We start from the raw sequence: 25,457 nt of genomic DNA, 5'->3' as shown, positions 1-25,457 counted from the left end.
CCTTCCCCACAAACACCAACGCCGGCCGGCGTAGATTGGCGGTGAATTGACCACCGCCATCGCGAGCAGGCTCACTCCCACATTGGATCTCTGTCGTACACATAATTTGTGTTCACTGAAGATCAACTGTGGGAGCGAGCCTGCTCGCGATGGCGTCAGTACTGTCAATGCATGACTGGGTTACTAGCGCGTCATAAGGCACCCGCGCCCAACGCTCCACCCGCTCACACAACAGCGCCGAGGCCTCGCGGCGCTTATCATCGCAGTCCCCGACAAACACCGCTGAAGGCTGTTTGGCATGCAGACCCACCGCCGAAAACACTTGCTCCCTCTGCAAGTCATCCAACCCGAAAAACCCAGCCAACCGCCCCGCCATCGCCCCGGGCAATTCACTGTAATTCACCGCAAACCCACCAAACTCCCGACATTGCGCCAGTCCCAATTCCAGCAACCGCCCCAACCGCCGCGCAATGAAATCCTCGCGACTGTCGAACGGCAATTCGTCATCCAGCCCACTCGCCCCGATCATCCCCGGCACCATGTGCATGCCCGGGCGGCGTAAATGGGAAACAGCGATTTCCAGCGGATCGCGGTACACAAACAACCAAGGCGTGTTGGGAAAACAATCACGCAACAGGGGCAATTCAGCGATGCTCCAGGCATCGAGTTTGATCACCAGCCGCTGCTCGACACTGCACCGCCGCTGACCATAGGCGGATAACAACCCTCTGATCGCGGCACGTCGTTCGACGGCTGGCAAACCACTGCGCAACAAGGCATCCAGCGGCGGCGGTTCGCTGATGACGATGTGGTTGTCGAGTTGCGCGAGCATCTGGCTGATGAGGGTCGAGCCGCAGCGTGAAGCGTGAAAAATGAATGCACTCGGCGCCAAACCGGGACTTTGCGCTTGCCATTCGCTGAGAGCGACCAACGGCGTTTGCCGTCGAAACGCCTGATTGAACGGCAGTCTCAGCGCCTCCTCCACGGCATCACGGAAAAACGGCTGATGCAGCGGCGTTTCGCCGAACCAGCACCAATCGACCTGCCACTCGCCAGCCTGCTGCCAGACCCGAATCGGTAACCAGCCTTCAAGGCTCAGGCGTTCCATTGTTCATTCCATCGGCGACGGCCGTTGCGCATCTCGGCCCGCAGTTCTTCCCGAGAAAACACCAAGCCTCGCTCAGCCGCCAGTTCCAGCGTACGGGTGATGAAAACTTCAGTGTCCGGCAAACCCTGCAACGTCTTCGACAGCTGCAAATCACTAACCACCAGACGCTGAAACTGCAGCAAGGTGCCGTCGCCCATGCCAGGCGACGGTGTGGTCGAGACACCGTCGATAATCGCCTGCTCCAACCAGACACCCGGCCGGCAATCGAGCACCAGATGAACCCGCGCCTGAGTATCCCGATTGTCCACCCGATGCGGCCGCGACAAATCGAGAAACCAGCACTCGCCCTCCGCCATCGGCATGCGCTGGCCGTCCAGCATAAAGTCCACGTGAGGCGGGCTGAGCAAAGGAATGTGCAGGCGCAGATCGGCGTCTGGCCCGCCAAGGTCGTAGTCGCGATGTTCATGAATTTTTCCGCCCGGCCCAAGTCGCAACAGGCGCGCCGAAACGATATCCAACGACAGATCCCTCAAGCCCTGCTGCCATCGCGGATCCCGCAACCAAGGCGCGCGCAACTGCGGCTCTCCGCGCCCGGGCGATAATTCAGTCAACGCATCCGCCGCCGACACCAGCGCGACACCGCTCCAGTTTCCGGCGTAGTAATCGATGTTGAAATGAGCGCGCCACGCGTCCTCTTTAATGTTCGCCAGCGCCTGCAACAGCAGCGGTAAATCCACCGCCACCGGTAAGCGGGAGAATGCCGGTCGACTCATCGTCTCGGCAGCACCGCACACTCGCCGAGCCAGGTCAGCAAGCGGTCGAGACAGGCCTCAACCGACTGCACACCGGTGTCGAGCACCAAAGAGGCGGATGGCGGCGGTTCATAGGGGGCGGACACACCGGTAAACCCGGCCAGATCACCGCGACGGGCCCGCGCATAATGACCTTTGGGATCACGTTGCTCGCACACCGCCAACGAAGCGCTGCACCAGACTTCGCGGTAATCTTCGCCCAGTCGCCGGGCGAACACCTCACGCAATTCCACCAGCGGCGCGATCATCGCGAGGATGACAATCTGCCCGTTCTCCACCAGCAGCGCCGCGAGTTCGCTGGCGCGGCGGATATTCTCCAGGCGATCGCTGTCGGAAAACCCCAGGTCGCGATTGAGCCCGACCCGAAGCCCATCGCCATCGAGCACCACGCTCTGCACGCCGAGTTCGAACAACTCGGCGTGCAGCGCCTGGGCCAGCGTCGATTTACCCGCCGCCGGCAAACCGGTCAGCAGGATCGCGGCGCCGTGATGACCGTTACGGATCTCCCGTTGTTCGCGATTGATGCTCGCGGTCGGCACCCGCAGATTATTGGACTGGGGCATGGGACACCGGCACGGCGATGTTGCCCGACGCCCACGCCGCTTCGCGGTTGGCCAGGGCGGTGGCGATGGACTGAACTTCGGTGGATTGCACCTCATCCGGCATCGGGTCGAGGCCGGCGCTGGCGAAGATCTGACCGTAGGCGTTACGCAGATCGGCATAGGACAGATCGCGGCGCAAATCCGCCTGCAAGGTGTTCAGTTCACCCTGAATCAGGTCCAGTTCACCGAGGCCCGCCGCCTGATGGCGGTTACGCAACTGCCCAAGAATCTGCCCGTCAATGCTCGACAATTCCTGGTTGGTCTCGAACTGATGCAGCGCTTCCTGATAGTTGGCGTTGGCCACGTAGAGCTGGGCCAGCACCGCAATGGACATGGCCTGACGCCGAGCCTTGGCGACTTCTTCGCCGGCCTTGGCCACGTTGATCGCCGCCGGTGCGGAAATCACGTTGAACAGGTTCCAGGTCAACTTCACGCCGTAGTCGGCCCATTTGTCGTTGACCAGAAACGAGTTGCTGTCGTAATGCCCGCCCGCTGAGAACTCCAGCCCCGGCAACAGCCGCAGCATGGCTTTACGGGTTTCGGCGGTGCTGATGCGGGTCTGGTAATCCTGTTCGCGCAGTTCCGGACGGCTGGCCAGGGCTTCATGCTCGAGGCTGGCCATGCCGACCTTCAACTGCGGAATCGAGTAATCATCCGGGGTCGCCAGTTTCAGATCGGTGCCCATCGGCAAATTGATCAAGGTCGCCAGTTCGGTTTTGGCCAGGGACAGCGCCCGGCGCTGCTCTTGCAGCTGGCGAGTCGCCTCGATCAGCGAACGCTGGTAACCCAACGCCTGGATCGGATCGCCGATGCGCTGTGTGCTCATGCTTTGGCTGTTGCTGCGCGCGGTATCGACCCGGGCCATCAGGCTGTCGATCTGCGTGAGCAGGCGTTCGGCAGCCACCGCTCGCCAATAGGCCGAGCGCACGTCCTGGACAATGGTGTTGATTACTTTGCGTCGACGCTCCTGAACGATCAGTCGCTGGTCGCCTTGCTGCTTGGCGCTGATGTAACTGACGCCGAAGTCGAGCACGTTCCACACCATGGTCAGGTCGGCGACTCGACGGTCGCGGTCCTGGGAGGTCGACGGTTCCAGGGATTGAGTGTCGGTCAGCACACTCTGGCTGCTGGAGGCGCTGACGTTGCTACGCCCTGCGTAGCCTGCCGCCAGGGCCATGCGCGGCAGCATGTCGAAACTGGCCAGGTCGAGTTGGCGCTTGGCCAACGCCTCTTCCATGATCTTGAGCCGGCCTTCGAGATTGTATTTCACGGCGCGGGCCATGGCCTGGTGCAAGGTCAGCGGACCACTGAGGGGCTCCTGACCGGTGTACATAGTCTGCAGGTCGCTCTTGGCGCGCTGTTCGCTGACGCTGCGCTCGATCGGTTCACTTTTGACGGCACATCCGCTTATCGCAAGCGCCAGCAGGCTGGCGCCGAACAACATGTGACTTCTATTCATCCTTGACTGCCCCTGGGTACTGCACTGTTTTAAGGTTTTTTCAGGCCTGCATTTCGCTGATGCCGACGTGTTTCAAGGCTGCGGCCAGGCTGTCAACCTGCCGTTGCTCGGTGTCTTTGAGTTGCTGCAATTGCTGGTTCAGCGTCAGCGCGCCAAACACGCCGCGCAGTCCTTGGGATACATCCGAACCCTTGATCGAATGACTGCCGAATGAGTTCAGCTCGCCTCGCTCGCTACCGGAGTCCTGATTGAACAGGCTCGACAGCGTGCTGGTGCTGAACACCCCGCCATCGCCGCCGCCAAAGCCGAGGAACCCCTGCCCCGAGCCTTCGCCAACGCTGTCGCTGCTGCCGAATACCTGTGCAATGAAACTTGGCGAGAGCGCCCCGCGGTTAATGAAAATGTCCCCCAGTGGCCGGATGCCGTCGCCGATCACCCGCTGTTCGAACAGCGGCGCAAAGGTCAGCGGCGAGCCAAGCGTGCCCGTTGGCGGGGCAACGATGATCGGCTGCAGCGGCACGTTCGGTTGATCAGGAGCAATCACCGGTTGTGGCGCGCGGAACTCCGGATCCGCAGGCACCACCACAATGGGCGACGACGGTACCGACACGGTGCTGATCGCATAACTGTTCGACTGGCTAGAGCCGCTGCCGGCATTGCCCGAACCGTCACTGACGCCCGCGATGTTCAGGCTGATCGCATTGTTGCCGTTGCTGATATTGCCGGTGGGCGTCAGCGTCGCGGTCCAGGTTTTGCCACCGTCGCTGCTGACCAGGTTGGACAACGTGCCATTGGCCACACTGATGTCGGACAGGTCAAAACCGGTCACCGCCTCGTTGAAGGTGAAAGTCACCAACGAAGTATGACCAATACCCAGATTCGGGTTGGCGACGACGACGGTGGCGGTCGGCCGCTCGCCGTCGATGGCGTAGTTGTTGGAAACCGCCACACCACTCCCGGTGTTACCCGCCAGGTCCGAGATATTGTTGGTGTCGAGAGCGATGAAGTTGCTCGGGTCGGACAGGTTCGCGGTCGGTGTGAAGGTCGCGGTCCAGGTCTTGCCGCCATCGCTGCTGCTCAGATTGGTCAACTCGCCGTTGGTCACGCTCAAATCCGACAAGTCGAATTCGCTCACCGCTTCACTGAAGGTGAACGTCACGAGCGTCGTCTGGCCAATGCCCAAATTCGGATTGGCAACCACGATGGTCGCGGTCGGGCGAGTGGCATCGAGGACAAAGTTGTTGGAGATGGCAATCGCGGCGCCGGCATTGCCTGCAGCGTCGGCCACTTTGCCGGTGTCGAGCAGGATCAGGTTGGTGGTGTCGTTGATGTTCGCCGTGGGCGTCAGGGTCGCCGTCCAGGTCACGCCGCCATCGCTGCTGACCAGATTGGACAACACACCGTTGGCCACGCTGAGGTCTGACAAGTCGAAACCAGACACCGCTTCGCTGAAGGTGATCGTGACGGTGGTGGTCTCGCCGATGCCGAGGCGATTGTCCGCGACCACAATGGTCGCGGTTGGACGCGCGGTGTCGATGGCGTAGTTGTTCGAATCGGTCACGCCTACGCCGCTGTTGCCCGACGCATTGGTCACACCGCTGTTGTCGAGGCTGATCAGGTTGCTGCTGTCTGTCACGTCTACTGTTGGCGTGAACGTCGCCGTCCAGGTGACGCCGCCGTCGCTGGACGACACATTGCTCAACGTGCCGTTGGCGAGGGTCAGGTCGGCGTTGGTGAAACCGCTGACCGCCTCAGAGAACGTAATGGTCACGCCCGAGGTTTCACCGGCCTTGAGGGCGTTGTCGGCGATGACGATGGTCGCGGTCGGCACCTGGGTCTCGACCACGTAGTTGGCAGAGTTTGTTGTGCCCGAGCCGGCGTTACCGGCCAGGTCTGCGATCCCCGTGTTGTTCAGGGTGATGAGGTTAGTCGCATCGGTCACACCGAGGGTCGGGGTGAAAGTCGCGGTCCAGGTGATCCCGCCGTCGCTGCTGCTCACTGCGCTCAACGTACCGTTGGCAATGCTCAGGTCACTGTTGTCGAAACCGCTGACGGCCTCGCTGAAGGTGATGGTCACCAGCGCGGTTTCACCCGGTTTCAGGGTTGTATCGCTCAACACGATGGTCGCGGTCGGGCGTTGGCTGTCGATCGCGTAATTATTGGAATCGGTGGTGCCCGAACCCGCGTTGCCGGCCTGGTCGGCGATCCCGGTGTTGTTCAGCGTGATGAGGTTGGTCGCATCGTTGACGCTCACGGTCGGCGTGAAGGTCGCGGTCCAGGTGATGCCGCCATCGCTGCTGCTCACCGCGCTCAACGTGCCGTTGGCAATGGTCAGGTCGGCGTTGGTGAAACCGCTGACCGCTTCGCTGAACGTGATAGTCACCAGCGAGGTTTGGCCCAGCGCCAGCGAGGTGTCCGTCACGACGATAGTGGCTGTCGGGCGCACGGTGTCGATGGCGTAGTTGTTGGAATCGGTGGTGCCGCTGCCGGCGTTGCCCGAGGCGTTTTGCACCCCGGTGTTGTCCAGGGTGATCAGGTTGGTCGTGTCGGTAATAGCGTTGGTCGGCGTGAAGGTCGCCGTCCAGGTGATGCCGCCGTCACTGCTGCTGACTGCGCTGAGTATGCCGTTGGCGATGGTCAGGTCGGCGTTACTGAAACCGGTCACCGCTTCAGAGAAGGTGATGGTCACCAGGGAGGTTTCACCGATTTTCAGCGCGTTGTCGGCGACCACGATGGTGGCGGTCGGCAGCACGGTATCAATGGTGTAGTTGCCGGAATTAGTGGTGCCGCTGCCCGTGTTGCCAGACAGGTCGGCCACCCCGGTGTTGGCCAGGGTGATGACGTTGGTCAGGTCATTCACGCCCACTGTCGGCGTGAAGGTCGCGGTCCAGGTGATGCCACCGTCGCTGCTGCTCACCGCAGTCAACGTGCCATTGGCGATCGTCAGGTCGGCATTGGTGAAACCGCTGACCGCCTCGGAGAACGTGATGGTCACCAGCGACGTTTCGCCGGCACTCAGGGTTGGGTCTGCCAGGACGATGGTCGCGGTGGGGCGGACCGTGTCGATGGCGTAGTTATTGGAGTCGGTGGTGCCGCTGCCGGCGTTGCCCGACAGGTCCGCGATCCCGGTGTTGTCCAGGGTGATCAAGTTGGTCGTGTCGTTGATGCTGGCGCTCGGGGTGAAGGTTGCGGTCCAGGTGATGCCGCCGTCGCTGCTGCTCACCGCGCTTAACGTGCCGTTGGCAATGGTCAGATCGGCGTTTGTGAAACCGGTCACCGCCTCAGAGAAGGTGATAGTCACGAGAGACGTTTCGCCAATTCGCAGCGCGTTGTCGGCGACCACGACTGTCGCCGTTGGCCGTACGGTGTCGATGGCATAGTTGTTCGAATTGCTGGTGCCGCTGCCGACGTTACCGCTGCTGGCTCCCTGCACGCCGGTATTGTCCAGGGTGATCAGGTTGGTCGCATCGGTAATGCTGGCGGTCGGCGTGAAGGTCGCGGTCCAGGTGATGCCGCCGTCGCTGCTGCTCACCGCGCTCAAGGTGCCGTTGGCGATGGTCAGGTCGGCATTGGTGAAACCGGTCACTGCTTCGGAGAAGGTGATGGTTACGAGGGACGTTTCGCCGATTCTCAGCGCGTTGTCGGCGACCACAATGGTGGCCGTCGGCGCCACAGTGTCGATCGTGTAATTGCCGGAGTTGGTGGTGCCGCTGCCCGTGTTGCCGGACAAATCGGCCACCCCGGTGTTGTTCAGGGTGATGACGTTGGTCGTGTCATTCACGCCCACTGTCGGCGTGAAAGTTGCGGTCCAGGTGATCCCGCCGTCGCTGCTGCTCACCGCGGTCAACGTGCCATTGGCAATCGTCAGGTCGGCGTTGGTGAAACCGCTCACCGCTTCGGAGAACGTGATAGTCACCAGCGAGGTTTCGCCCGCTGTCAGTGCGCTATCGGCCAACACAATCGTGGCGGTCGGCCGGACTGTATCAATGGCGTAGTTGTTGGAATCGGTGGTGCCGCTGCCGGTGTTGCCCGACAGGTCCGCGATCCCGGTGTTGTTCAGGGTGATCAGGTTGGTCGTGTCGTTGATGCTGGCGCTCGGGGTGAATGTCGCCGTCCAGGTGATACCGCCGTCGCTGCTGCTTACCGCCGTCAATGTGCCGTTGGCAATCGTCAGGTCGGCGTTGGTGAAACCGCTGACCGCCTCAGAGAAGGTGATCGTAACCAGCGAGGTTTCGCCGATTCTCAATGCAGTGTCCGTCACCACGATGGTTGCCGTTGGCCGCACGGTGTCGATGGCGTAGTTGTTTGAATCGGTGGTGCCGCTGCCGGCGTTGCCCGACAGGTCGCTCACGCCGGTGTTGTCCAGCGTGATCAGGTTGGTCGTGTCGCTAATGCTGGCGGTCGGCGTGAACGTCGCGGTCCAGGTAATGCCGCCGTCGCTGCTGCTCACGGCAGTCAACGTGCCGTTGGCAATGGTCAGATCGGCGTTGGTGAAACCGGTCACCGCCTCGGCGAAGGTGATGGTCACCAGCGAGGTTTCACCGATTTTCAGTGCGTTGTCGGCCACCACGATGGTTGCGGTTGGCCGCAGAGTGTCGATGGCATAGTTGTTCGAATCGGTGGTGCCGCTGCCGGCGTTGCCCGCCAAGTCAGCGATCCCGGTGTTGTTCAGGGTGATCAGGTTGGTCGTGTCATTGATGCTGGCGTTCGGGGTGAAGGTCGCCGTCCAGGTAATGCCGCCGTCGCTGCTGCTCACGGCGGTCAAGGTGCCGTTGGCAATCGTCAGGTCGGCGTTGGTGAAACCGCTGACCGCTTCGCTGAAGGTGATCGTGACCAGCGAGGTTTCGCCGATTTTCAGTGCCGTGTCGGTCACGACAATGGTTGCGGTCGGGCGCACGGTATCGATGGCGTAGTTGTTCGAATCGGTGGTGCCGCTGCCGGCGTTGCCGGCCAGGTCGGCGATTGCGGTGTTGTCCACGGTGATCAGGTTGGTCGCATCGGTGATGCTGGCGGTTGGGGTGAAGGTGCCCGTCCAGGTGATGCCGCCGTCGCTGCTGCTCACGGCCGTCAACGTGCCGTTGGCAATTGTCAGGTCGGCGTTGGTAAAACCGGTCACGGCCTCGCTGAAGGTGAAGGTCACCAGCGACGTTTCGCCGACCCTGAGCGCGGTGTCGGTGAACACGATGCCGACAGTCGGGCGTGCGGTGTCGACGACGTAGTTGTTGGAATTGGTGACGCCCACGCCGGCAGTGCCCAGGCCGTTGATCACCCCGGTGTTGTCCAGGGTGATGAGATTGGTTGTGTCGGAAATACTGGCGGTCGGTGTGAATGTTGCCGTCCAGGTGATGCCGCCGTCGCTGCTGCTCACGGCCGTCAGCGTGCCGTTGGCAATCGTCAGGTCGGCGTTGGTGAAGCCGGTCACGGCTTCGGAAAAGGTGATCGTCACCAACGTCGTTTCGCCGATTCTCAGGGCGGTGTCAGCGACCACAATGGTCGCGGTCGGTGGCGGCGCATACGCCGTGTTGAGCACACCTCCGTCGTTGAAAATGGACGCGAAGGCGGTTGGCGAGGTGCCGGTTGTCCCGCCGCCCAACGCCGCACCACCCGCACCACTGCCCGCGGCATTGCCGGCAAGTGCCGCGAAGTTGGCGGCGGTAATCAGCAGTGTGCCTTTGTTCCAGATCGCGCCGACGCCCCGGCCGCCGATGCCGCCATTGGTGGCGTTGCTGCCGTAGCCACCACCGCCGCCACCGCCACCACCGGCACCAATGTTGTTGGTGATGCTCGACGTGCCAACGATGGTCAAGGTGCCGGTTGAGGCGTTGTAGATCCCGCCCGCCGCGTTGCCGCCAGCACCACCGACCTTGTCCCAACCGGCGCCACCGCCACCGCCGCCAATGGAAATCGTGCCATTGGTGGCCGTCGCACCGTTACCGCCGTTGCTGTAATAGGAAACGCCCAGCCCACCCGTTCCGCCGGTGCTGGTACCGCCGCGACCGCCCATGTGGGTCGCGTCATAACCGCCGCCGTAACCACCGACACCACCGCTGCCCGCCTGGCCACCCAGCGTGCCGGTGCCCGGCCCGGCAGAACCGCCATGCCCGCCGCCCTGGCCGCCCAAACCACCGCCGCCGCCACCGCCACCACCGTAAAAAGCGCCCGTGACACCGCCACCACCGCCGCCACCGGAAGCGGCGTTGGAGGTCACGGTCACGTTGTTAAGCGTCAGGATACCTGCGTTGAAAATCCCCCCGGCCATCGCGCCCGTGGCACCGTAACCACCGTTGCCGCCCGTGCCCGACACCAGGCCACGGGTGATTACCAGACCATCCAGCATGACGGTTCTACCCGCCGCAATTTCAATCACTCGGGTCCTGTACTGACCATCGAGAATCACGTCCGCCGCGCCGTCGTTGTTCAAGTCGCCATCGACGGTGATGTTTTTGTTGATCAGCAGTTCGGACGTCAGCTGTACGGTCATGCTGCCGTTGAAGGTGACGATATCGCCGTTCTGCGCCGAGGCGATGGCGGCACGCAACGAGCCGACACCCGTGTTGGCGTTGTTTGTGGCGGTCCAGGTCGCCAGGCCCCATTGGTACTCGCTCATGGCCGTGGTCGACAGCACGTTCGCGCTTTCGATGTTGCCGGTGGCGATCTCAAGATCCCAGTCGCCACCGACTCCGGTGCGGTTGCTGGAAGCGGCCACATCACGGCCGGTCAGCTGCGCCAGCGAGTCGACGAAACTCAAGCCGCGCTCACCTTCGGCGGTGTAGCAGCCGTAGATCATGATGTCGCCACCGGCATTCATGTCCTTGCCGATTTCCGCCAGCACAGCGCTGCGGGCCGCGACGTTGTCGGCGGACAGATAGCTGTCGCCCAGCCACAGATCGCCCGCGTTGCCGTGGGCAATGATCTGCACTGAACTGATGCCCTGATGGGTATCCAGATAATCTGCAATCTGTTGCAGGCCGTCCCGGCTCGCATCCAGCTGAACTACCTGAGTGCCAGGCGCCACGCCTTTAAGCAGGCTGTCGGCGTCCTTGACCCGGGAATCGACGAACACCACGCTCTGGCCCGGCACGGCGACGGGTGCTGTGGCGGGCGCGGCGTTGGCCTGGCCGTGGGTGTCTTTGCTGGCGGCCGGCTGGTCGGTCGCGGGCGCTTTCGCTGCGTCGGCTGTGGGATGGCTGTCAGGCTGGGCGGCATCCGCTACCGTGGCGGCAACCGCGCCGTCAAACAGCATGCGCGGTTCCAGGGACATGATCATTGGCGAGGCCAGCGCCCGTGCGCCTTCGGTAACCCGCGACTTACCTTTGCTCCACCACATGTTGCTCACCCGGACTCGAACTTTCGTGACGCGTAAATGAAAATGCCGCGATCAACTGATCGCGGCGTCGGCTTTCATGCGAATGACATTGGCGGCGCTGGCTGAGCCATCGAGCCAGAAGGACAATTCGGCGTACTGCTTGAACAAATCCGGCGGCAGAATCGTGCGCCGCGATTGCAATTCGACCCTCGGCTTGACCTTGTGCAGGCCCGAAACTCCAAGGGCCTGGTCGAACTCCGGCGCGTCATAGGCGAGGTTGTTGAAGTCATGCTCGAACCAGGGTTCGCCGATGAAGTCGTAGACCAGCCGCATCACCCGGTCTGGCGCCTGGGTCAGCAGGTCGTAGTCGACGATCAGCAACGAGTCGGCGTGTTCGCCGTAATAGGCTTCCTTGAGCGCCGCCCAGGCAAAACCCACCAGCCGATTGCGCTGGGCCAGGGTTTCGCAACGGCTGTAGACGGTGTTGCGCTCGACCGCATCGCCGAACAGCTTGGTGTTTTCAAAGGGATTGGCGCGGTACAAACGTTCGATGCTGTCCATGACCCAGGCGACATTGCGCACACAGGCAATGACCTTCGCTTGCGGAAACAGATCGCTGATGGCCGGCAGGCGCGAGCTCCACAGCCGGTTGGTGTCGAACACCACCGGTTTGTCGGCCTTGTCGGCGTAGAAGGAATCAAACAGACCGCGCAGCAAACGCCGGCGCAGGTCAGTTTCGATCACCGCGCCAAACTCGCTGCCTGCGCTGCACTGCTCCAGAACACCGGAAAACAGCGCGCCAACGGGGCTGGTCATGCCGGCATGAAAGCGCGGGTTCTGCAACAGAATGGCAGAAAGCAGGGTCGAGCCTGAGCGCGGCAAGCCGGAGATAAAGTGGTACTGCTGCATCCCTTCACCTGATCATAAGTCCCTTATGTATGACGGAGCGTAGACTATGAATGGCCGTAGCAATAGTAGTGTTTTGATATCAAATCGAAGCTAAATCATCTGAAAAGAGCGATTTTTGTTACTGATTCAATGCAACACAAACAAACGCGCATAGGCGCCGCCTGCCTGCGTTTCACCAGCGCTCTGCCAGCCAGCGGGCACCGGCGCGAATTCGTCCGGACCACCGACGGTGCCGATCAACCACACGCGGCCCGTGCCTTTAGGCAAGCTGCCAAGGTTGTCGAGGTAAATATCCTGGGTCACCAACGTGCCGAAACCATAGGCATTCGGCCGGCTCGAAGCACCACCGGGCAACGGCGGCGTGTACAGCAACGGCTTTGCGTCGGTACGGTTGTAGTAGACGTAGCTGAGGTACCAGAGCATGTCGCTGGTGACGATCCGGTCACCGGCAACGAAGTGCTGGTTGACGTAGTTGACCATGACGTTGAACTGATCGTTGGTATCGACCGTGGCGTTGTTGTTCAGGCCCACCAGTTCGACACCGACAAACACCACCAGCACCGTCAAGGCCAGCACCCGGAAACCCGAATACAGGCGATCAATGGCCAACGCGGCAATCATCGGCAGGCCGAGGGCGTACGCCGTGAGGTACCGCTCGATGAACACCGGCGAAATGAACGACACCGAAAACACCAGCAACAACGGCAAAACGGTGTAGATCACCACCAGCGCACTGCCACGAATGACACTACGATCACGCGCCAGCGCCACCCACACCAAGGCCAGCAACGCCAATGGCAACGTGATGAAAAGCGCCGTCGGCAGATCTTCACCATCGTCCTGGATCAGAAACGACCAGATCATCGACGGCAACGAACCGAACGTGACCGGTGTCTCCCATCCCACATCGCCATTGGCCTTGAGCTGATCCATGTGCTGGACCAGATCGATCAGGCTCGGCACCCAAGGCAGGTACAACAACACGACGGCCACGTTCGCCAGCCACCAGCCGGGGCGTTGGATATGTCGCAAGCGATAACCAGGCTGCAAGCGGATCACCCCCAGGTACAGCCAGTGGCAGAGTACGCACAGTGCGGTGAAGTAATGGGTGTAGAACGCCGCAGTCATGAGCAGCACATACGCCACCAGATAACGCGTGTGCCGGGGGTATCTGATCCAGTAGACCAGGGCGATTGTGGCGCCAATCAGCCACAGACCCAGCAACGAATACATCCGCACTTCCTGGCTGTAACGCACCGCCGTGGGCAGTAGCGCCAGCAACAAACCAGTCAACAACGCAGCACGCCGGGTGGCGATCAAGTCCATCAGCCAGACGCCGAGCCACACCGTGGCAATCCCGGGCAATGCGCTGAGCGTGCGGATCGAAAAAATCCCGTCGCCGAACAACTCGACCCAGCCATGCAGCAGCATGAAATACAGCGGCGGATGGACATCATGGGCAGCGTGCAGCCAGATCTCGCTTAACGAATATTGGCTCAGCAGCAGGCTGGAGCCTTCGTCGCCCCAGATGGCCGCCGCCGTCAGGTCGTAGAAACGCACCAGCGCGGCCAGGGCCAGGATCGGCAACAGCCAATGCTTGCGTACCCACCGAAGCAAGCGCTGAACGCTCGCCCAGGCGCCGGGTGTCGCTTGCGGGCCTTGAGTGCCGTCGAGCGGCAATTCTCTATACGCCTCCATTGCCTCCCCTCAGGACTGCCGGTGAAAAAGCGTGAAGCCTGCAATCACTGTAGGACAGCGACAGCGCCGTCGTCGATGCTGGCTTTGCGACCAACGACATCCGGTATTCAAATGGATCAACTACGCTCTGGCGTGGCGTGACCCAGCCACGGAGATGAAAGGAATCGGCTAATCGCAACGATCTGCCCGGCTATCCGGGCCGCCCGCGTGGCGCGCCAGACAACTAACCTGAGGGATGAGGAACTATGGAAGTATTCATGGGCACTATTCAGCCTTTCGCCTTTAACTTTGCCCCTAACGGCTGGGCTCTGTGTAACGGCCAGACGCTGGGGGTTTCGCAATACCAGGCGCTGTTCTCACTGTTGGGAATCTACTATGGAGGCAATGGCACCACCAACTTCATGCTACCCAACCTGCAAGGCCGAATGCCGATTGCACAAGGCAACGGCCTGGGTCTGACCCCACGCGTCATCGGCGAATTCTCCGGGACGGAGAACGTCACCGCGACCATCACCAACCTGCCGAATCACACCCACGCCTTGTCCGGGCTCACGGCCACCACCACCCTGCAACTGGCCAGCCCGGCGAGCAACCCGGTCACCACGCCCACCGCGACCAACTCGTACATCGGCGCTTCGGGCGGCGGCCCGGGCTCGGCGAGCATTTTCTCCGATGCACAAGGCGCTGCGGCCGTTCCGCTCAAAGGCGTGGCCACCGCCGTGACGGGTGAAATCTCGTCCGCCGGCAACGGCTTGCCCATGGCAACGATGAACCCGTTCCTGGTGCTCAACTTCAGCGTTGCCTTGAACGGGTTGTTCCCTTCTCGCAACTGAGGTCTGGCCGGGGGATGCAAATCGCCCGGCCGTTTTTTTGGGAGAGTGACACCATGTTGCAACAGGTTCAAAGCCGACACTTTCAGGCCTTGCTGGGTAAGACAGGCACGCTACGGCTGCCCGGTGGCAGTGAATTGCCGATTCATATCGACACGCTTAAGGAAACGCCTTGTTCGCAAATGCCCAACAGCGAGCGCATGCCGTTCAGCGTCGAGATCAACAGCCTGAAACCCACCGAGTTTGTTGATGGGTTATGCACGTTGGAGTTGCCCGAGTTGGGTCAGGTGCAGGACATCTTTGTCTCCCGTGTACCGGCCATGGGACGTGATCCGGGCTTGGGATATTTCTACATCGCCTTCAACTGACCAGACCGAGATCCCAATGTGTGCGAGCCTGCTCGCGATGGCGGTGGATCATTCGACATCTTAGGTGAATGACACTCCGCCATCGCGAGCAGGCTCGCTCCTACAGGGGACGGTGGTGGATTCAGCTTTGGGGATACCACACCAACCGCTCCGCCGCCGGGTTTCGCTCTTCAACCTGAAAGCCCAGCGCCAGGTAATGCTGGCGTGCATGGGGATTGTTGGCCCAGACCACCGTGGCCACCGGGCAGCGAATTTGTTGCGCGGCTTTCTGCACACCTTGCAGCACCATGCGGCCGAAACCCTGGCCGCGGGCCTGTGGAATGAACGCCAGGTACAACACGCGAATTTCATTGGGGCCAAAATCGGTGGTCAGCGCGCCGATGGCCGTGTCGAGTTTTTCAATCACGTAGTGCATCGCGTTGGGGAAGCGCTCCCCCACACCCTGTTCCTGCACTTGAAACTGCTGGGCCACCACCTGCTCGACCACTTCCGGCTCACCGTCGATCCATTGCAGATCCGGTCGCGCCGCCTGGTAAAGACTCTCCAGAAAGACTGCATCGCTTGTCCGCGAGGGCCGAACCACCAAGCCGTCCGCCGCCACTGAATCGGTATTTGCCATCGCTGCTCTCCTTAGAAACCGCTTTCCCTGACACCCAGCGCGGCCATGCGCCGCCAGGCCACGCCCAATAGCGACTCGCCGCTGCCCTGCAACACCACGACACCGCGCAAGGGCTGCATCGGCGTCGGCGCGGTTTCGAGGGTGCTCAACCGCGCCCCGTATTGTCCTTGCACCGGTTCGGCCCGTTGATGCGCATCCCGGCGAACAGCAATCGGCCCGTGGTGATCGGACGTCAGCGCCTCCTGATCGACATAGGCCGCGCCATTGGTATCGATTTCGGTCAGTTGCACGGCGATCGCCGGGTGCATCGGATCATCGGCGATGAACCGCCCGGTGGCCCCCGGTGCAACACGCCACAGTTCGGCTTCGGCCAGATAACCGCGTAACCGCGCACCGTCTTCGACGACCCGCGCCAAGGGATCCTTGGTCGACAACCAGCGACCGTCCACCAATTGCGGCAACAGATCACGCACGGTGCCGGCGTGGGGCGCGCGCAGCAGCAGCCGTTCACGTTGGGCGGCAAGGCCGCGATACTCCGCCACCGCTTCGGCCAGGCGCTGTTCGACGATACCGGCGTCGGCGGCGGTTTCGCTACGACTGGCCTGACGACGCATCTGCAACTGCTGGATCTGGATTTCGCGACGGACGATGGCCTGGCGCGAGTCCAGGTCCGGCGACTCCAACTCGATCAGCACCTCACCCTGCGCAACCACCTGGCCGTCCTGCACATTCACCGTTTTGACCCGCGCCGCGACTGGCGCATGCATTGCACTAGCGCGCCCTGCTTCAAGCATCGTCGGCAGCTCCACCGCACTGCGCCATGGCAAGACCAGCACCAGCATCAATCCGAGCAAGGCCAGAGCGCTGAGCAACACGCGGGAGGCATGCGCCTGGTCGCGCCGGCTCCACCATTGCCGCCACTCGCTGAAGATCGGCAGGAAGATGAACCACACCAGCTCCACCAGCATCAGGAAAATCCCCAACACCTTGAAGAACAGGTGATAGACCGCCAGCGCAATCCCGAAAAACAACACCGCGCGCCACAGCCACGCGCCATAGCCCCAGATCAGCAATCGGCGCTGCATCTTCGGCGACCAAGGCTCCGGCGCTGCCGCGCCATAACCGAACAAGAACTCGCGCAACCGCCAACGGCACAAGGCAAAGGCTCGCCCTTGAAGGTTATCCACTTCCCAGAAATCGCTGAGCAGAAAGTAACCATCGAAACGCATGAACGGGTTGAGGTTGATCACCAGCGTGGTGATCCAGGTGGCGCTGGCGAGCATGAACGCCGCGGTGCGTCCGGGACCGTCCGGCAGCAGGGACCAGACCAGCAATGCAATGCTCGCCAGCAGCAACTCCGCCAACACGCCACCGGCACCAATCAGCAACCGAGCACGACGATCATTGACCCGCCAGGCGTCGCTGACGTCGGTGTAAAACATCGGCAGCAACACCATGAACGCCACGCCCATGCTCTGCACCCGACAACCCGCGCGCTTGGCCATGAAGGCGTGGCCGAACTCGTGACAGAGCTTGGCGAAAAACAGCGCCACACCGAACGCCAGCGCGCCGCCGAGGCTGAACAGATGCGGGAACGTGGCGATAAATCGCTGCCAGTCCCGAGAAACAAGAAACACCCCGAGCACCAACGTCGCCGGCAACCCATAGCGCAGCGCTCGCGGGCCGAAGCGTTCCAGCCACGGCCAGGCACGATTGAGAAAAGCGTCGGGGCGCCACAGTGGAATACGGAAAAACAGGTATTGGTGCAGCAGAATCTGCCACAGCGTCTGACGCTGGGCGGCCGCCTTCAGGCTGTAGCTGGCGCGCTGTTGCGGGTCGAGCGCACTGATCAGATCGTGGCCGCGCAAAAAGCCCAGCAACTGCTCAAGCTCTGCGCCATCCAGCGGCAACCCGGGCTCGCGGTTGGCGGCGCGCAGCACTTGCTCGGGATCACCCAACGACCAATGCCGCAGCAAACGCATCGCGGCGGCGCCGAGTTTGAAATAGCGCCCGCGCACCGGGTCAGCCAGGGTCCAGCGCGGCGAGCCATCGAGGGCCGGGGTCGCCACCGACAATTGCAGGTCGGCCCGCAGGCTCGGCAGGCTCATCTAAAAACCCACACTCTGGCGCAAACCGGCCAGCGGTCGACGCAACAGGTACAACGCCAACGGTGCACGGTCGCCGAAAACTTTCGCTGTTCCGCGCAGGCCGATGCGCGGTGGTGTGCCCTCGAAATTCGCGTCCAGACGATAAGCGAGTTGTCCGGCAGCGGTGGGCTGCGCCTCATAGGCCGACCGTTCAAGTTTCGCCAAGTGGCGTTGCAGAGGATCACTGTCGAGAAACAGCGCGACTTGCGCGCCCGGCTCAAGGGAAATCGCATCGCCCACCGCCAGTTCGATGCGCAACTCAGCCTGCGTCGGGTCAGCAATTTCCATCAACCGCTCGCCGGTCTGCACCGGTTTGCCAGTCCAGCGCTCCGCGTCGGCGAACACCGCAATACCGCCGCGCTCGGCGCGGACTTCACTGCGTTTGAGCAATTCACGGGCGTAGTCCCGTTCGGCGCGTTTTTGCTCGACTCGCGCGGCCAGCAGATCGATCTTCGAGCTGGATTCGGCGTCGGCGAATGAGCGTTGGGAATTGGCCTTCAGCTCAGCTTCGGCCACACCCAATGCACGCTCGGCCACGTCGGCCTGGGCCTTGAGCGTGGTGCTTTCGAAACGCAGTAACAGGTCGCCGGCTTTTACCGTTTGATTGGGTTTGACCAGAAACTCGGCGATCACGCCGTCCAGTGGCGCAGCCACAACGCGGCCACCCAATGGAACCACTTCGGCCGGCGCCAGCACCGATTGGCGTACCGGGATCAGCAACGCGAGCAGCAGCACGGCGACCAGGGCCAACCGACGCTTTCGGGTCCAGCGCAGTCGCCACGGTTTGCGCGGTTGCAACGCCAGCCAGGCGTGGCTGTAGGTGTCGCCCAGTTGCGACAGCAGCACTTGTTCGGAAGGATTCCACTGCAGGTCCCGCGCCAGCCACAGCCCCCCAAACACCTCGCCCAGGTGATCGATCAGCGGCAGCCAAAACACCTGGGCCGCGGAAAGACTTTGCCAATCAGCCTGGACCGATTCGCTGAGCCCACTCACCGGAATCACCCGCGCCTGCTTCAGCACACCGGCCTTGAACAACTGCGTCACAGCCTGCTCGACGAACGCCACGAACGGCGCATTCGGGTCCACGGCACTGACGCCCGTCACTGCCTGCACTTTCCCGGCGATCAACAGCGCCGCGTGACGAAAACCAAACAATGCCTGCCCGTCATTGACCAGGCTGTAGGCCAGTTGCGCAGGCGTGCGCGCAGCGCGGGTCAGGCGTTCGAGATCAAGAAACCTGGCGAAGACCTGTTCAGCACCGCTCGCAACGGGCGCGTTCATTTAAGCTCCGCGAAACGCGCCGTGCCGCTCATGCCGGCCAGCAAACCGTTGGCGTTGGGCAGTGTCGCGACCAGCAACAACGTCTGGCTGCCTTCGTCAATTCGAGCGCCGAGGCGCTTGACCGTGGCATCCAGCGGTTGACCGGTTTCATCGGGGACAAAGCTGAAGGTCTGACCGGGCTTGAGCCGGGCCATCCAGCGTGACGGCACCAGCAGATGAATCTCAAGGGTGCGGTTGTCGACTACATCTAGCAACGGCGCGCCGGCCGCCACGCTTTCATAGCGCTTGACCTTGCGCTCGACCACTTGGCCATCGAACGGCGCCAGCACGCTGCAGCGTTTGACCTGAACCTGATAAACCTGCGACTGCGCCTGCGTCTCGCTGACCTTGGCCTCGGCCCGCGCCACTTCAAAACGCCCGACTGAATTCAACGCCGCCAGTTGTTTATTGTGGGACAGCTCCTCACCCGCGCCACGGCTGGCAGCCTGCGCTGCATTGAGTTGGGCCTGATAGGCGGAGCAATCGAAACGCGCCAGCGTATCGCCCTTCTTGAACGACTCGCCCTCGCTGAACGGCAACTCGACAATACGCCCGGGCAACTCACTGGCGAGCACCGCCTGATCCCGGGCCCGCAACACACCACGGGCTTCGCTGCTGGCCGTCGCATTGTTGCCAGTGGCGCTGTTTTCCAACAGCGGATCCTCTGACGCGGGCGTTTGCGCCTGAACGGCGCATGTAACCAAGGTCAATCCAATAACCCAAAACCGAACACGCCGCATAACCGTATCTCCCTGACGGATGAGCGGAGTCTATGACAGGGTGGGTGGGCGTCAAGTGGATGGATGTCATTGGATGGAAATGTGCTGTTTCAAAATAGCCAGATTTCTTAGCGCAGATACTTGGGTTTTCCTTCAGTAGCCCTCGGTAATAAATCCCACATCAAATTGGGAACATGCATTCAATCGATACGGAGAGCAGCGGGTCGACACTTCAAACTTTTATCGAAATGCAGCACCTCTCCACTCTTCCTGTAGCAATCACTAATAAATCAGGCCAACAACGCCTTGACGATCGCCCAGGCCGGTGATCAAAACTGGCTCGCCGGTGCTGTAAATCTTTCAGTCGAGCAGAACGTTGATCAGCCATTGGGTTGACGTATATGACACACCCGACTTAGGATTACCCCACTGAACCCCGTACGCAGAGATTAAATTCACTGGCCGTTGGGGTGAAGAAACCGGCTTCGGCCGGTTTTTTCGTTTCTGAGGATTGAGTTTGTGCGAACCGCTTTTTTGTTGATGGCTATAACGTGTTCTATGGACTGCTCGCTGGCATTCCATACAAATGGCTCAATCTCAAAGGCTTGCTGAACCATGTCGCATACATCGAGAATCCGCAAACCTCAGTCATATCGGTTGAATACTTCACCTCCTCCGTCAAACCAGAGCTTGCCACTCGCGGCATAGCCTCCAAAGAAGCTCAAGACACCTACGTGCGGGCTTTAAAAGCACACAACGTTACCGTTCACTACAGGCGCCATAAGCTAGAGCCCGCTAAAGCTCCTCGCTTCATTAACAGAAAAACCGGTGCCGATCGCCGAGACAAAGTTGATATCTGGAAACTTGAAGAGAAAGAAACGGATGTCCACATCGCAATAAGCATGTATCGCACTGCAGCAAGACAGGCCAATCACCACTGCCTTGAGCAAATCAAACAGCTAGTCCTGGTCTCTAGTGATACAGACATGACCCCAGCACTGAGAGCTATTCGAGAAGATTTCCCTGACATGAAAATCGGAGTCATTCTTCCTCACCGTGCTGAGCTAAATCGTCCATCTCCAGGCTCTTTAAAAGAGCACTCACACTGGATGCGACGTGTCATCACCTCTGAAGAGCTGCAGGCACACCAATTTCCAGCACGGGTGCCTACCCACAAGGCTCCCGCCATCAAACCGGATTACTGGTAACGACGCCAGCCAACGGATACACCGACTCCCATCCCCCGCCCAACGCCTTATACAAACCCACCATCGCCAGCGAAACCCCGGTCGAGCTCTCGACAAACTGCTCCTGAGTCGCCAATAACGCACCTTGAACGGTCAGCACGTTGACGAAATCCACCACCCCTTCCACATATTGCTGCTGCGCGGTGCTCAGGGCGATCTGGTTTTGGCGCACGGCTTCGGCGAGGCTGTCGCGGCGCAGTTGGCTGGCCGTGTAGGCGCTCAGTTGATCGTCAATTTCGTGCCATGCGCGTAGTACGGTTTGTTGATAGGCGATAGCGGCTTCCTGTTGCTGGGCCTCTCGCAAATTCAAGACCCCGCGCAGACGGCCGCCATCGAATAGCGGCAGACTGAATTGCGGGCCGATACCGAAGGAACGCGAGCCCCAAGAGCCGAAATCACTCAGCTGCATGGCTTGTGAACCGAAGTTGCCGGACAGGGTAATCCGCGGATAGAAGTCACCTTTGGCCACGCCGATGCTCGCGGTAGCAGCGTGCAGACGGGCTTCGGCCTGACGGATATCCGGGCGGCGTTCGGCCAGTTGCGACGGCAGGCCGATGGCGACCTGACGCGGGGTTGGCGGCACGGGTGCGTCTGTGGATAACTCGGCATGCAGCGCTTGAGGTGGCTCGCCCATCAACAAGCTCAGGGCGTTGATCAGTTGTGATTGACGCTGTTCCAGCGCGGGCAGGCGCGATTCGATGGCAGCGACTTGCGCGGCTGCTTCGGCGACGTCCAGGTCCGTGGCAACGCCGTCGGCCAGACGCAGTTGCGAGAGTTTCAGGCTGTGGCGGGCGACGTCGAGGTTTTGTTCAGTGACAGCCCGAGTGCTTTGCACACCGCGCAGTTGAATGTAATCCTGAGCGGTTTCGGCGAGCACCGACAGCAGCACACCGCGGCGATCGTTTTCCGCGACTTCCAGGGTTGCGTCGGCGGCTTCGGTTTCGCGGCGTACACGGCCCCAGAAATCCAGTTCCCATGACGCGGAGAAGCCAGAGTCCCAGAGGTTGAACGCCGAGTCGCCGTTGTGGCCCGAGGGGTCGTTCAGGCCTTCGCCGCTGTTGCGTTTGCGTCCGTAACTGCCGGTGGCGGCGGTGTTTGGATAGCGGTCGGCGGTGATCACCTGGCGTGCGGCGCGACTTTGCTGCAGGCGGCGGCTGGCGAGTTTGAGGTCGAGGTTGTCGGTCAGGGCGCGCTGGGTCAGGGCCGAGAGTTTCGGATCGTTGAAGACCTCCCACCAGCGTTCGTTCATGTCGTTGGGTACAGCTTCACTGGCGGCGGTTTTGGACGGTTTCGACCACTCGGTGATTTGGTGTGGTTGAGGCTTCTGGAAGTCGGGGCCGACGGTGCAGGCTGTAAGGCTCATGACCAGTAAGGCGCACAAGGTGAGTTGAGGCATCCGGCCTCTTCGCGAGCACGCTCGCTCCCACATTGAAAAGCGGTCAACTGTGGGAGCGAGCCTGCTCGCGATGACGTCGGCCCAGTCAACATAGATCTTCATCGCTTGGTCACCTCACGCGACACCACGCTCGCCGTATCAATCCTCGCCTCCACCGACATCCCCACACGCAACCGCTCGGCCAATGCCTGACCCGGTTCCAGAACAATCTTCACCGGAATCCGCTGCACCACCTTCGTGAAGTTGCCGGTGGCATTGTCCGGTTTGATCGAAGCAAACGTGACACCGGTGGCCGGCGCGATGCTCTCAACACGACCCGTCAGAACCTCACCACCAAGACTGTCGACACGCACCTGCACGTCCTGCCCAGGCTTCACGTCGGTCAGTTGGGTTTCCTGAAAGTTGGCGACCACGTAAGCCTGCGCCAGCGGCACCACCGCCAGTATCTTGCTGCCCGGCGTCACATAAGCGCCGACCCGCACCGCCCGCTCGCCCACCATGCCGTCCTGAGGAGCCACGATGCGCGTGTAAGACAGCTCGTAGCTGGCCATTTCCAGCGCCGCTTGCGCCCGCTTCAATCCACCTTCAGCCGCGTCGCGCTGTGCCGTAAGAATCTCCACTTGTTTGCGTTCCGCCGCCAGCACCGCGGTGACGTTGGCCAACCGCGCAGTAGCCTGATCGATGCGCGTGCGCGCTTGCTGCGCATTCTGCACCGTACCGGCACCGACTCCGGCCAAGTGGTTGTAGCGGTTCAATTCATGCTCGGCGAAAGCCATTTCAGCCTTGGCCGACACCACCGTGGCCTGGGCCTGAGCGATCACTGACGTCTGACGCTCAAGGGTCGCCCGAGCGTTCTGCAGTTGCGCCCTGGCCACCAGCGTTTCGGCGTCGGCAGCTTGAGCGGCGGCACGCAGGTCGCGGTCATCGATCAACGCCAGCAACTGCCCGGCCTTGACCTGCTGGTTGTCTTCCACCAGCACTTCCTTGATGAACCCTGCCACGCGAGGCACCACCAGGGTGAAGTCCGCCGAGACAAACGCATCGTTGGTGCTCTGCTGCGTGCGTTTGCCGAAAAGCCCTGGCGTCAGCAAGTAAATCAGCACGCCGACCGCCACCACTGCGGCGACGCCGACGGCCACTTTTTGCTTTGTTTGAGTCGTCATAAAAACCTTCTGTTTCAGTGAAGCGTTCAGGTCGGTGCGCGCGGTGGATAAATCCGCGTCGGCAGCCAGAAAATCAGCAGGACCAGCGCCAGCGCGACGCCGGTCATGCACAGATAAAGATCCGATGACGTCAGCACCACGGCCTGCTCATGCAGACGATGGGCAAGGCCAGCGCTGTCGATGTTGGCCAAAGGGGAGTTGCCGAGGTTGTCCACCAGCATGGTCGAGTGGAAATGCAGCCGAGCGGTGGTCAATGCTTCGATCACTCCGGTAGCGATCACCGCTGAGAGGCCTTTCACGGTGTTGAACCAGGCCGAGGCGTAGGGGCCTTCCATCGGCGTGATGCTGCCGGTGGAGAGCATCAGCAGCGGCAGCACCGCCATGGGCTGACCGAAAATTTGCAGCCATTGCAGCGCGTAGAAATCGTCGCGAATCCACACCGACGTCAGCTGTGAACCACCGATGCAGGACAGCGCCAACATGCTCAGACCGATCCCCAGCACCCAGCGGCAATCGACCCAACGCAGGTTGCACAGCGCCGCCACCAGCGGCAGCGCGATCAACTGTGGCAGGGCCGCCAGCAACATGATCGGGGCTGTCTGAACCGGGCGATAACCTTGCACCTGTGCCAGATAGCTGGACGGAATAATGATCACCGCCAGCAGCACCACCAGTACCCCAGCCAACGTCATCAAAGCGAACGCCAGGTTGCGGATGCCGAGCATCTGCATCTTGAAAAAAGGGATCGGCTGCGACCATTCGTTGATTAAAAACAGCACCAACAGCAGCAACCCACCGCCGAGCAATCCGCAGATCAGGCTCGACTCAAACCAGTCCAGCCGATTGCCCTGCAGAATGCCGATCACCAGCATGCAGATCGCTGGAAAGCCCAGCAGCAAACCGCGCCAGTTGAATTGCTTGAAACGCTCCAGACGCAGCGGATCCTGGGGCAAGCCGTAGGCCACCGCCGCCATGGCAATCAGGCACGGGGCGATGATTTGCCAGAAGGTCCATTGCCAGCCGACGTACTCGGTCCATAAACCGGCCAGAGGAGTACCGAGACCTGGGCCGAAAGTGGCCGTCAGCGCATAGCCCGCCAGACCGTAAAGCTTCACGTTGGCCGGCAAAAAGCGTAACGCGACGGTCATCAGCATCGGCGGAAGCGCGCCCCCAGCCAGGCCTTGCAAGGTACGCATCAGCAACAGGCTTTCGTAGTTGGGGGCGAACGGACACAACACGCCCAACAGGGTGAAGGCACTGATGGCGCAGAGAGTGAAGCGCCGCAGCGAGAACGTCACCGAGCACCAAGGCGCGAAGGCCATGGCGGCTACCGAGGTCGCCGTGTAGCTCGCGACCAGCCAGGTGCCTTCGTCGTAGCCAATGGCCAATGCGCCGCGAATATCCGCCAGCGCGACCTTGGTCACCATCTCATTGAGGCCCGACACCAGCACCGCCAGCAACACGCCCACCAGACCGATGATGATCCGCGGACCGAAGACGGGAGGCGTGACGGCGGCGGAACTGGTCGCGACGAGAGGTGCCGCGACCGTGAGGGAAGTCATTTGCTGCAAGCTCCGGGGTTTGAATACCGAAGCATTGTAAGAAGCGCGGGACGTTACGAAAATTGACTTATTGGCAGGTTATAAGTGCGCCCGATGCAGCAATGCAAAACCCCTGTGGGAGCGAGCCTGCTCGCGATTGCGGTGTGTCAGTCGGCATTGTTGTCACTGATCCACCGCAATCGCGAGCAGGCT

17 protein-coding genes are annotated in these 25,457 nt (G+C 61.4%); 3 read left to right on the top strand and 14 right to left on the bottom strand.

All coding sequences use genetic code 11. From position 1 onward, the window contains the following. Positions 1-112: 112 nt before the first annotated feature. From ACRC4F_RS31355 to ACRC4F_RS31325, 7 genes are all read right to left on the bottom strand, one after another. Positions 113-1,108 (bottom strand): sulfotransferase family protein, encoded by a 996-nt coding sequence (locus ACRC4F_RS31355; RefSeq protein WP_438662780.1) that lies wholly within the window; start codon positions 1,106-1,108, stop codon positions 113-115. After that, on the bottom strand, positions 1,096-1,881 hold the full coding sequence (locus tag ACRC4F_RS31350; RefSeq protein ID WP_438662779.1) for an aspartyl/asparaginyl beta-hydroxylase domain-containing protein: 786 nt from the start codon (positions 1,879-1,881) through the stop codon (positions 1,096-1,098). The genes ACRC4F_RS31355 and ACRC4F_RS31350 overlap by 13 nt, the downstream gene beginning before the upstream one ends. After that, complete coding sequence (gene cysC / locus ACRC4F_RS31345; protein ID WP_438662778.1) at positions 1,878-2,483, bottom strand: adenylyl-sulfate kinase; 606 nt, start codon at positions 2,481-2,483, stop codon at positions 1,878-1,880. Before cysC ends, ACRC4F_RS31350 begins: the two co-directional genes overlap by 4 nt. After that, positions 2,467-3,981: a TolC family protein gene (locus ACRC4F_RS31340; RefSeq protein WP_438662777.1), complete on the bottom strand. Its 1,515-nt coding sequence runs from the start codon at positions 3,979-3,981 to the stop codon at positions 2,467-2,469. Before ACRC4F_RS31340 ends, cysC begins: the two co-directional genes overlap by 17 nt. A gap of 40 nt (positions 3,982-4,021) precedes the next feature. Continuing rightward, positions 4,022-11,308, bottom strand: a complete 7,287-nt coding sequence (locus ACRC4F_RS31335) for an Ig-like domain-containing protein (protein ID WP_438662776.1) — start codon at positions 11,306-11,308, stop codon at positions 4,022-4,024. Between the two features lie 51 nt (positions 11,309-11,359). Then, positions 11,360-12,196: a sulfotransferase family protein gene (locus ACRC4F_RS31330; RefSeq protein ID WP_438662775.1), complete on the bottom strand. Its 837-nt coding sequence runs from the start codon at positions 12,194-12,196 to the stop codon at positions 11,360-11,362. A gap of 126 nt (positions 12,197-12,322) precedes the next feature. Beyond that, complete coding sequence (locus ACRC4F_RS31325) at positions 12,323-13,894, bottom strand: glycosyltransferase family 39 protein (protein ID WP_438662774.1); 1,572 nt, start codon at positions 13,892-13,894, stop codon at positions 12,323-12,325. 245 nt (positions 13,895-14,139) lie between these two features. On the opposite strand from ACRC4F_RS31325, the gene ACRC4F_RS31320 reads away from it, so the two are divergent. Continuing rightward, positions 14,140-14,727: a phage tail protein gene (locus tag ACRC4F_RS31320; protein WP_438662773.1), complete on the top strand. Its 588-nt coding sequence runs from the start codon at positions 14,140-14,142 to the stop codon at positions 14,725-14,727. A 53-nt stretch (positions 14,728-14,780) separates the two neighbouring features. Then, positions 14,781-15,092 (top strand): DUF6916 family protein, encoded by a 312-nt coding sequence (locus tag ACRC4F_RS31315; protein ID WP_438662772.1) that lies wholly within the window; start codon positions 14,781-14,783, stop codon positions 15,090-15,092. A gap of 121 nt (positions 15,093-15,213) precedes the next feature. On the opposite strand, the gene ACRC4F_RS31310 is transcribed toward ACRC4F_RS31315, so the two are convergent. The 4 genes from ACRC4F_RS31310 to ACRC4F_RS31295 are packed head-to-tail and all read right to left on the bottom strand — an operon-like array spanning position 15,214 to position 19,918. Further along, on the bottom strand, positions 15,214-15,711 hold the full coding sequence (locus ACRC4F_RS31310; RefSeq protein WP_438662771.1) for a GNAT family N-acetyltransferase: 498 nt from the start codon (positions 15,709-15,711) through the stop codon (positions 15,214-15,216). A gap of 11 nt (positions 15,712-15,722) precedes the next feature. After that, entirely contained in the window at positions 15,723-17,819 is a 2,097-nt protein-coding gene (locus ACRC4F_RS31305; protein ID WP_438662770.1) for an HlyD family efflux transporter periplasmic adaptor subunit, read from the bottom strand. After that, entirely contained in the window at positions 17,820-19,139 is a 1,320-nt protein-coding gene (locus tag ACRC4F_RS31300) for an efflux RND transporter periplasmic adaptor subunit (protein WP_438662769.1), read from the bottom strand. Beyond that, entirely contained in the window at positions 19,136-19,918 is a 783-nt protein-coding gene (locus ACRC4F_RS31295) for an efflux RND transporter periplasmic adaptor subunit (protein WP_438662768.1), read from the bottom strand. The genes ACRC4F_RS31300 and ACRC4F_RS31295 overlap by 4 nt, the downstream gene beginning before the upstream one ends. 530 nt (positions 19,919-20,448) lie before the next feature. On the opposite strand from ACRC4F_RS31295, the gene ACRC4F_RS31290 reads away from it, so the two are divergent. Beyond that, positions 20,449-21,105, top strand: a complete 657-nt coding sequence (locus ACRC4F_RS31290; protein ID WP_438662767.1) for an NYN domain-containing protein — start codon at positions 20,449-20,451, stop codon at positions 21,103-21,105. Here ACRC4F_RS31290 and ACRC4F_RS31285 read toward each other — a convergent pair. From ACRC4F_RS31285 to ACRC4F_RS31275, 3 genes are read right to left on the bottom strand one after another with little or no spacing between them, the layout of a single operon-like run. Then, positions 21,086-22,642: an efflux transporter outer membrane subunit gene (locus ACRC4F_RS31285; RefSeq protein ID WP_438662766.1), complete on the bottom strand. Its 1,557-nt coding sequence runs from the start codon at positions 22,640-22,642 to the stop codon at positions 21,086-21,088. The two genes, ACRC4F_RS31290 and ACRC4F_RS31285, sit on opposite strands and share 20 nt — an antisense overlap. Then, complete coding sequence (locus tag ACRC4F_RS31280) at positions 22,639-23,703, bottom strand: HlyD family secretion protein (protein ID WP_438662765.1); 1,065 nt, start codon at positions 23,701-23,703, stop codon at positions 22,639-22,641. Before ACRC4F_RS31280 ends, ACRC4F_RS31285 begins: the two co-directional genes overlap by 4 nt. Before the next feature lie 26 nt (positions 23,704-23,729). Next, on the bottom strand, positions 23,730-25,265 hold the full coding sequence (locus ACRC4F_RS31275; protein ID WP_438662764.1) for an MFS transporter: 1,536 nt from the start codon (positions 25,263-25,265) through the stop codon (positions 23,730-23,732). Positions 25,266-25,457 lie beyond the last annotated feature (192 nt).

Origin of the sequence: Pseudomonas sp. (assembly GCF_051660785.1) — a bacterium.
GTDB lineage: Bacteria > Pseudomonadota > Gammaproteobacteria > Pseudomonadales > Pseudomonadaceae > Aquipseudomonas.
This window is presented reverse-complemented; position numbering and strand designations above follow the sequence as displayed.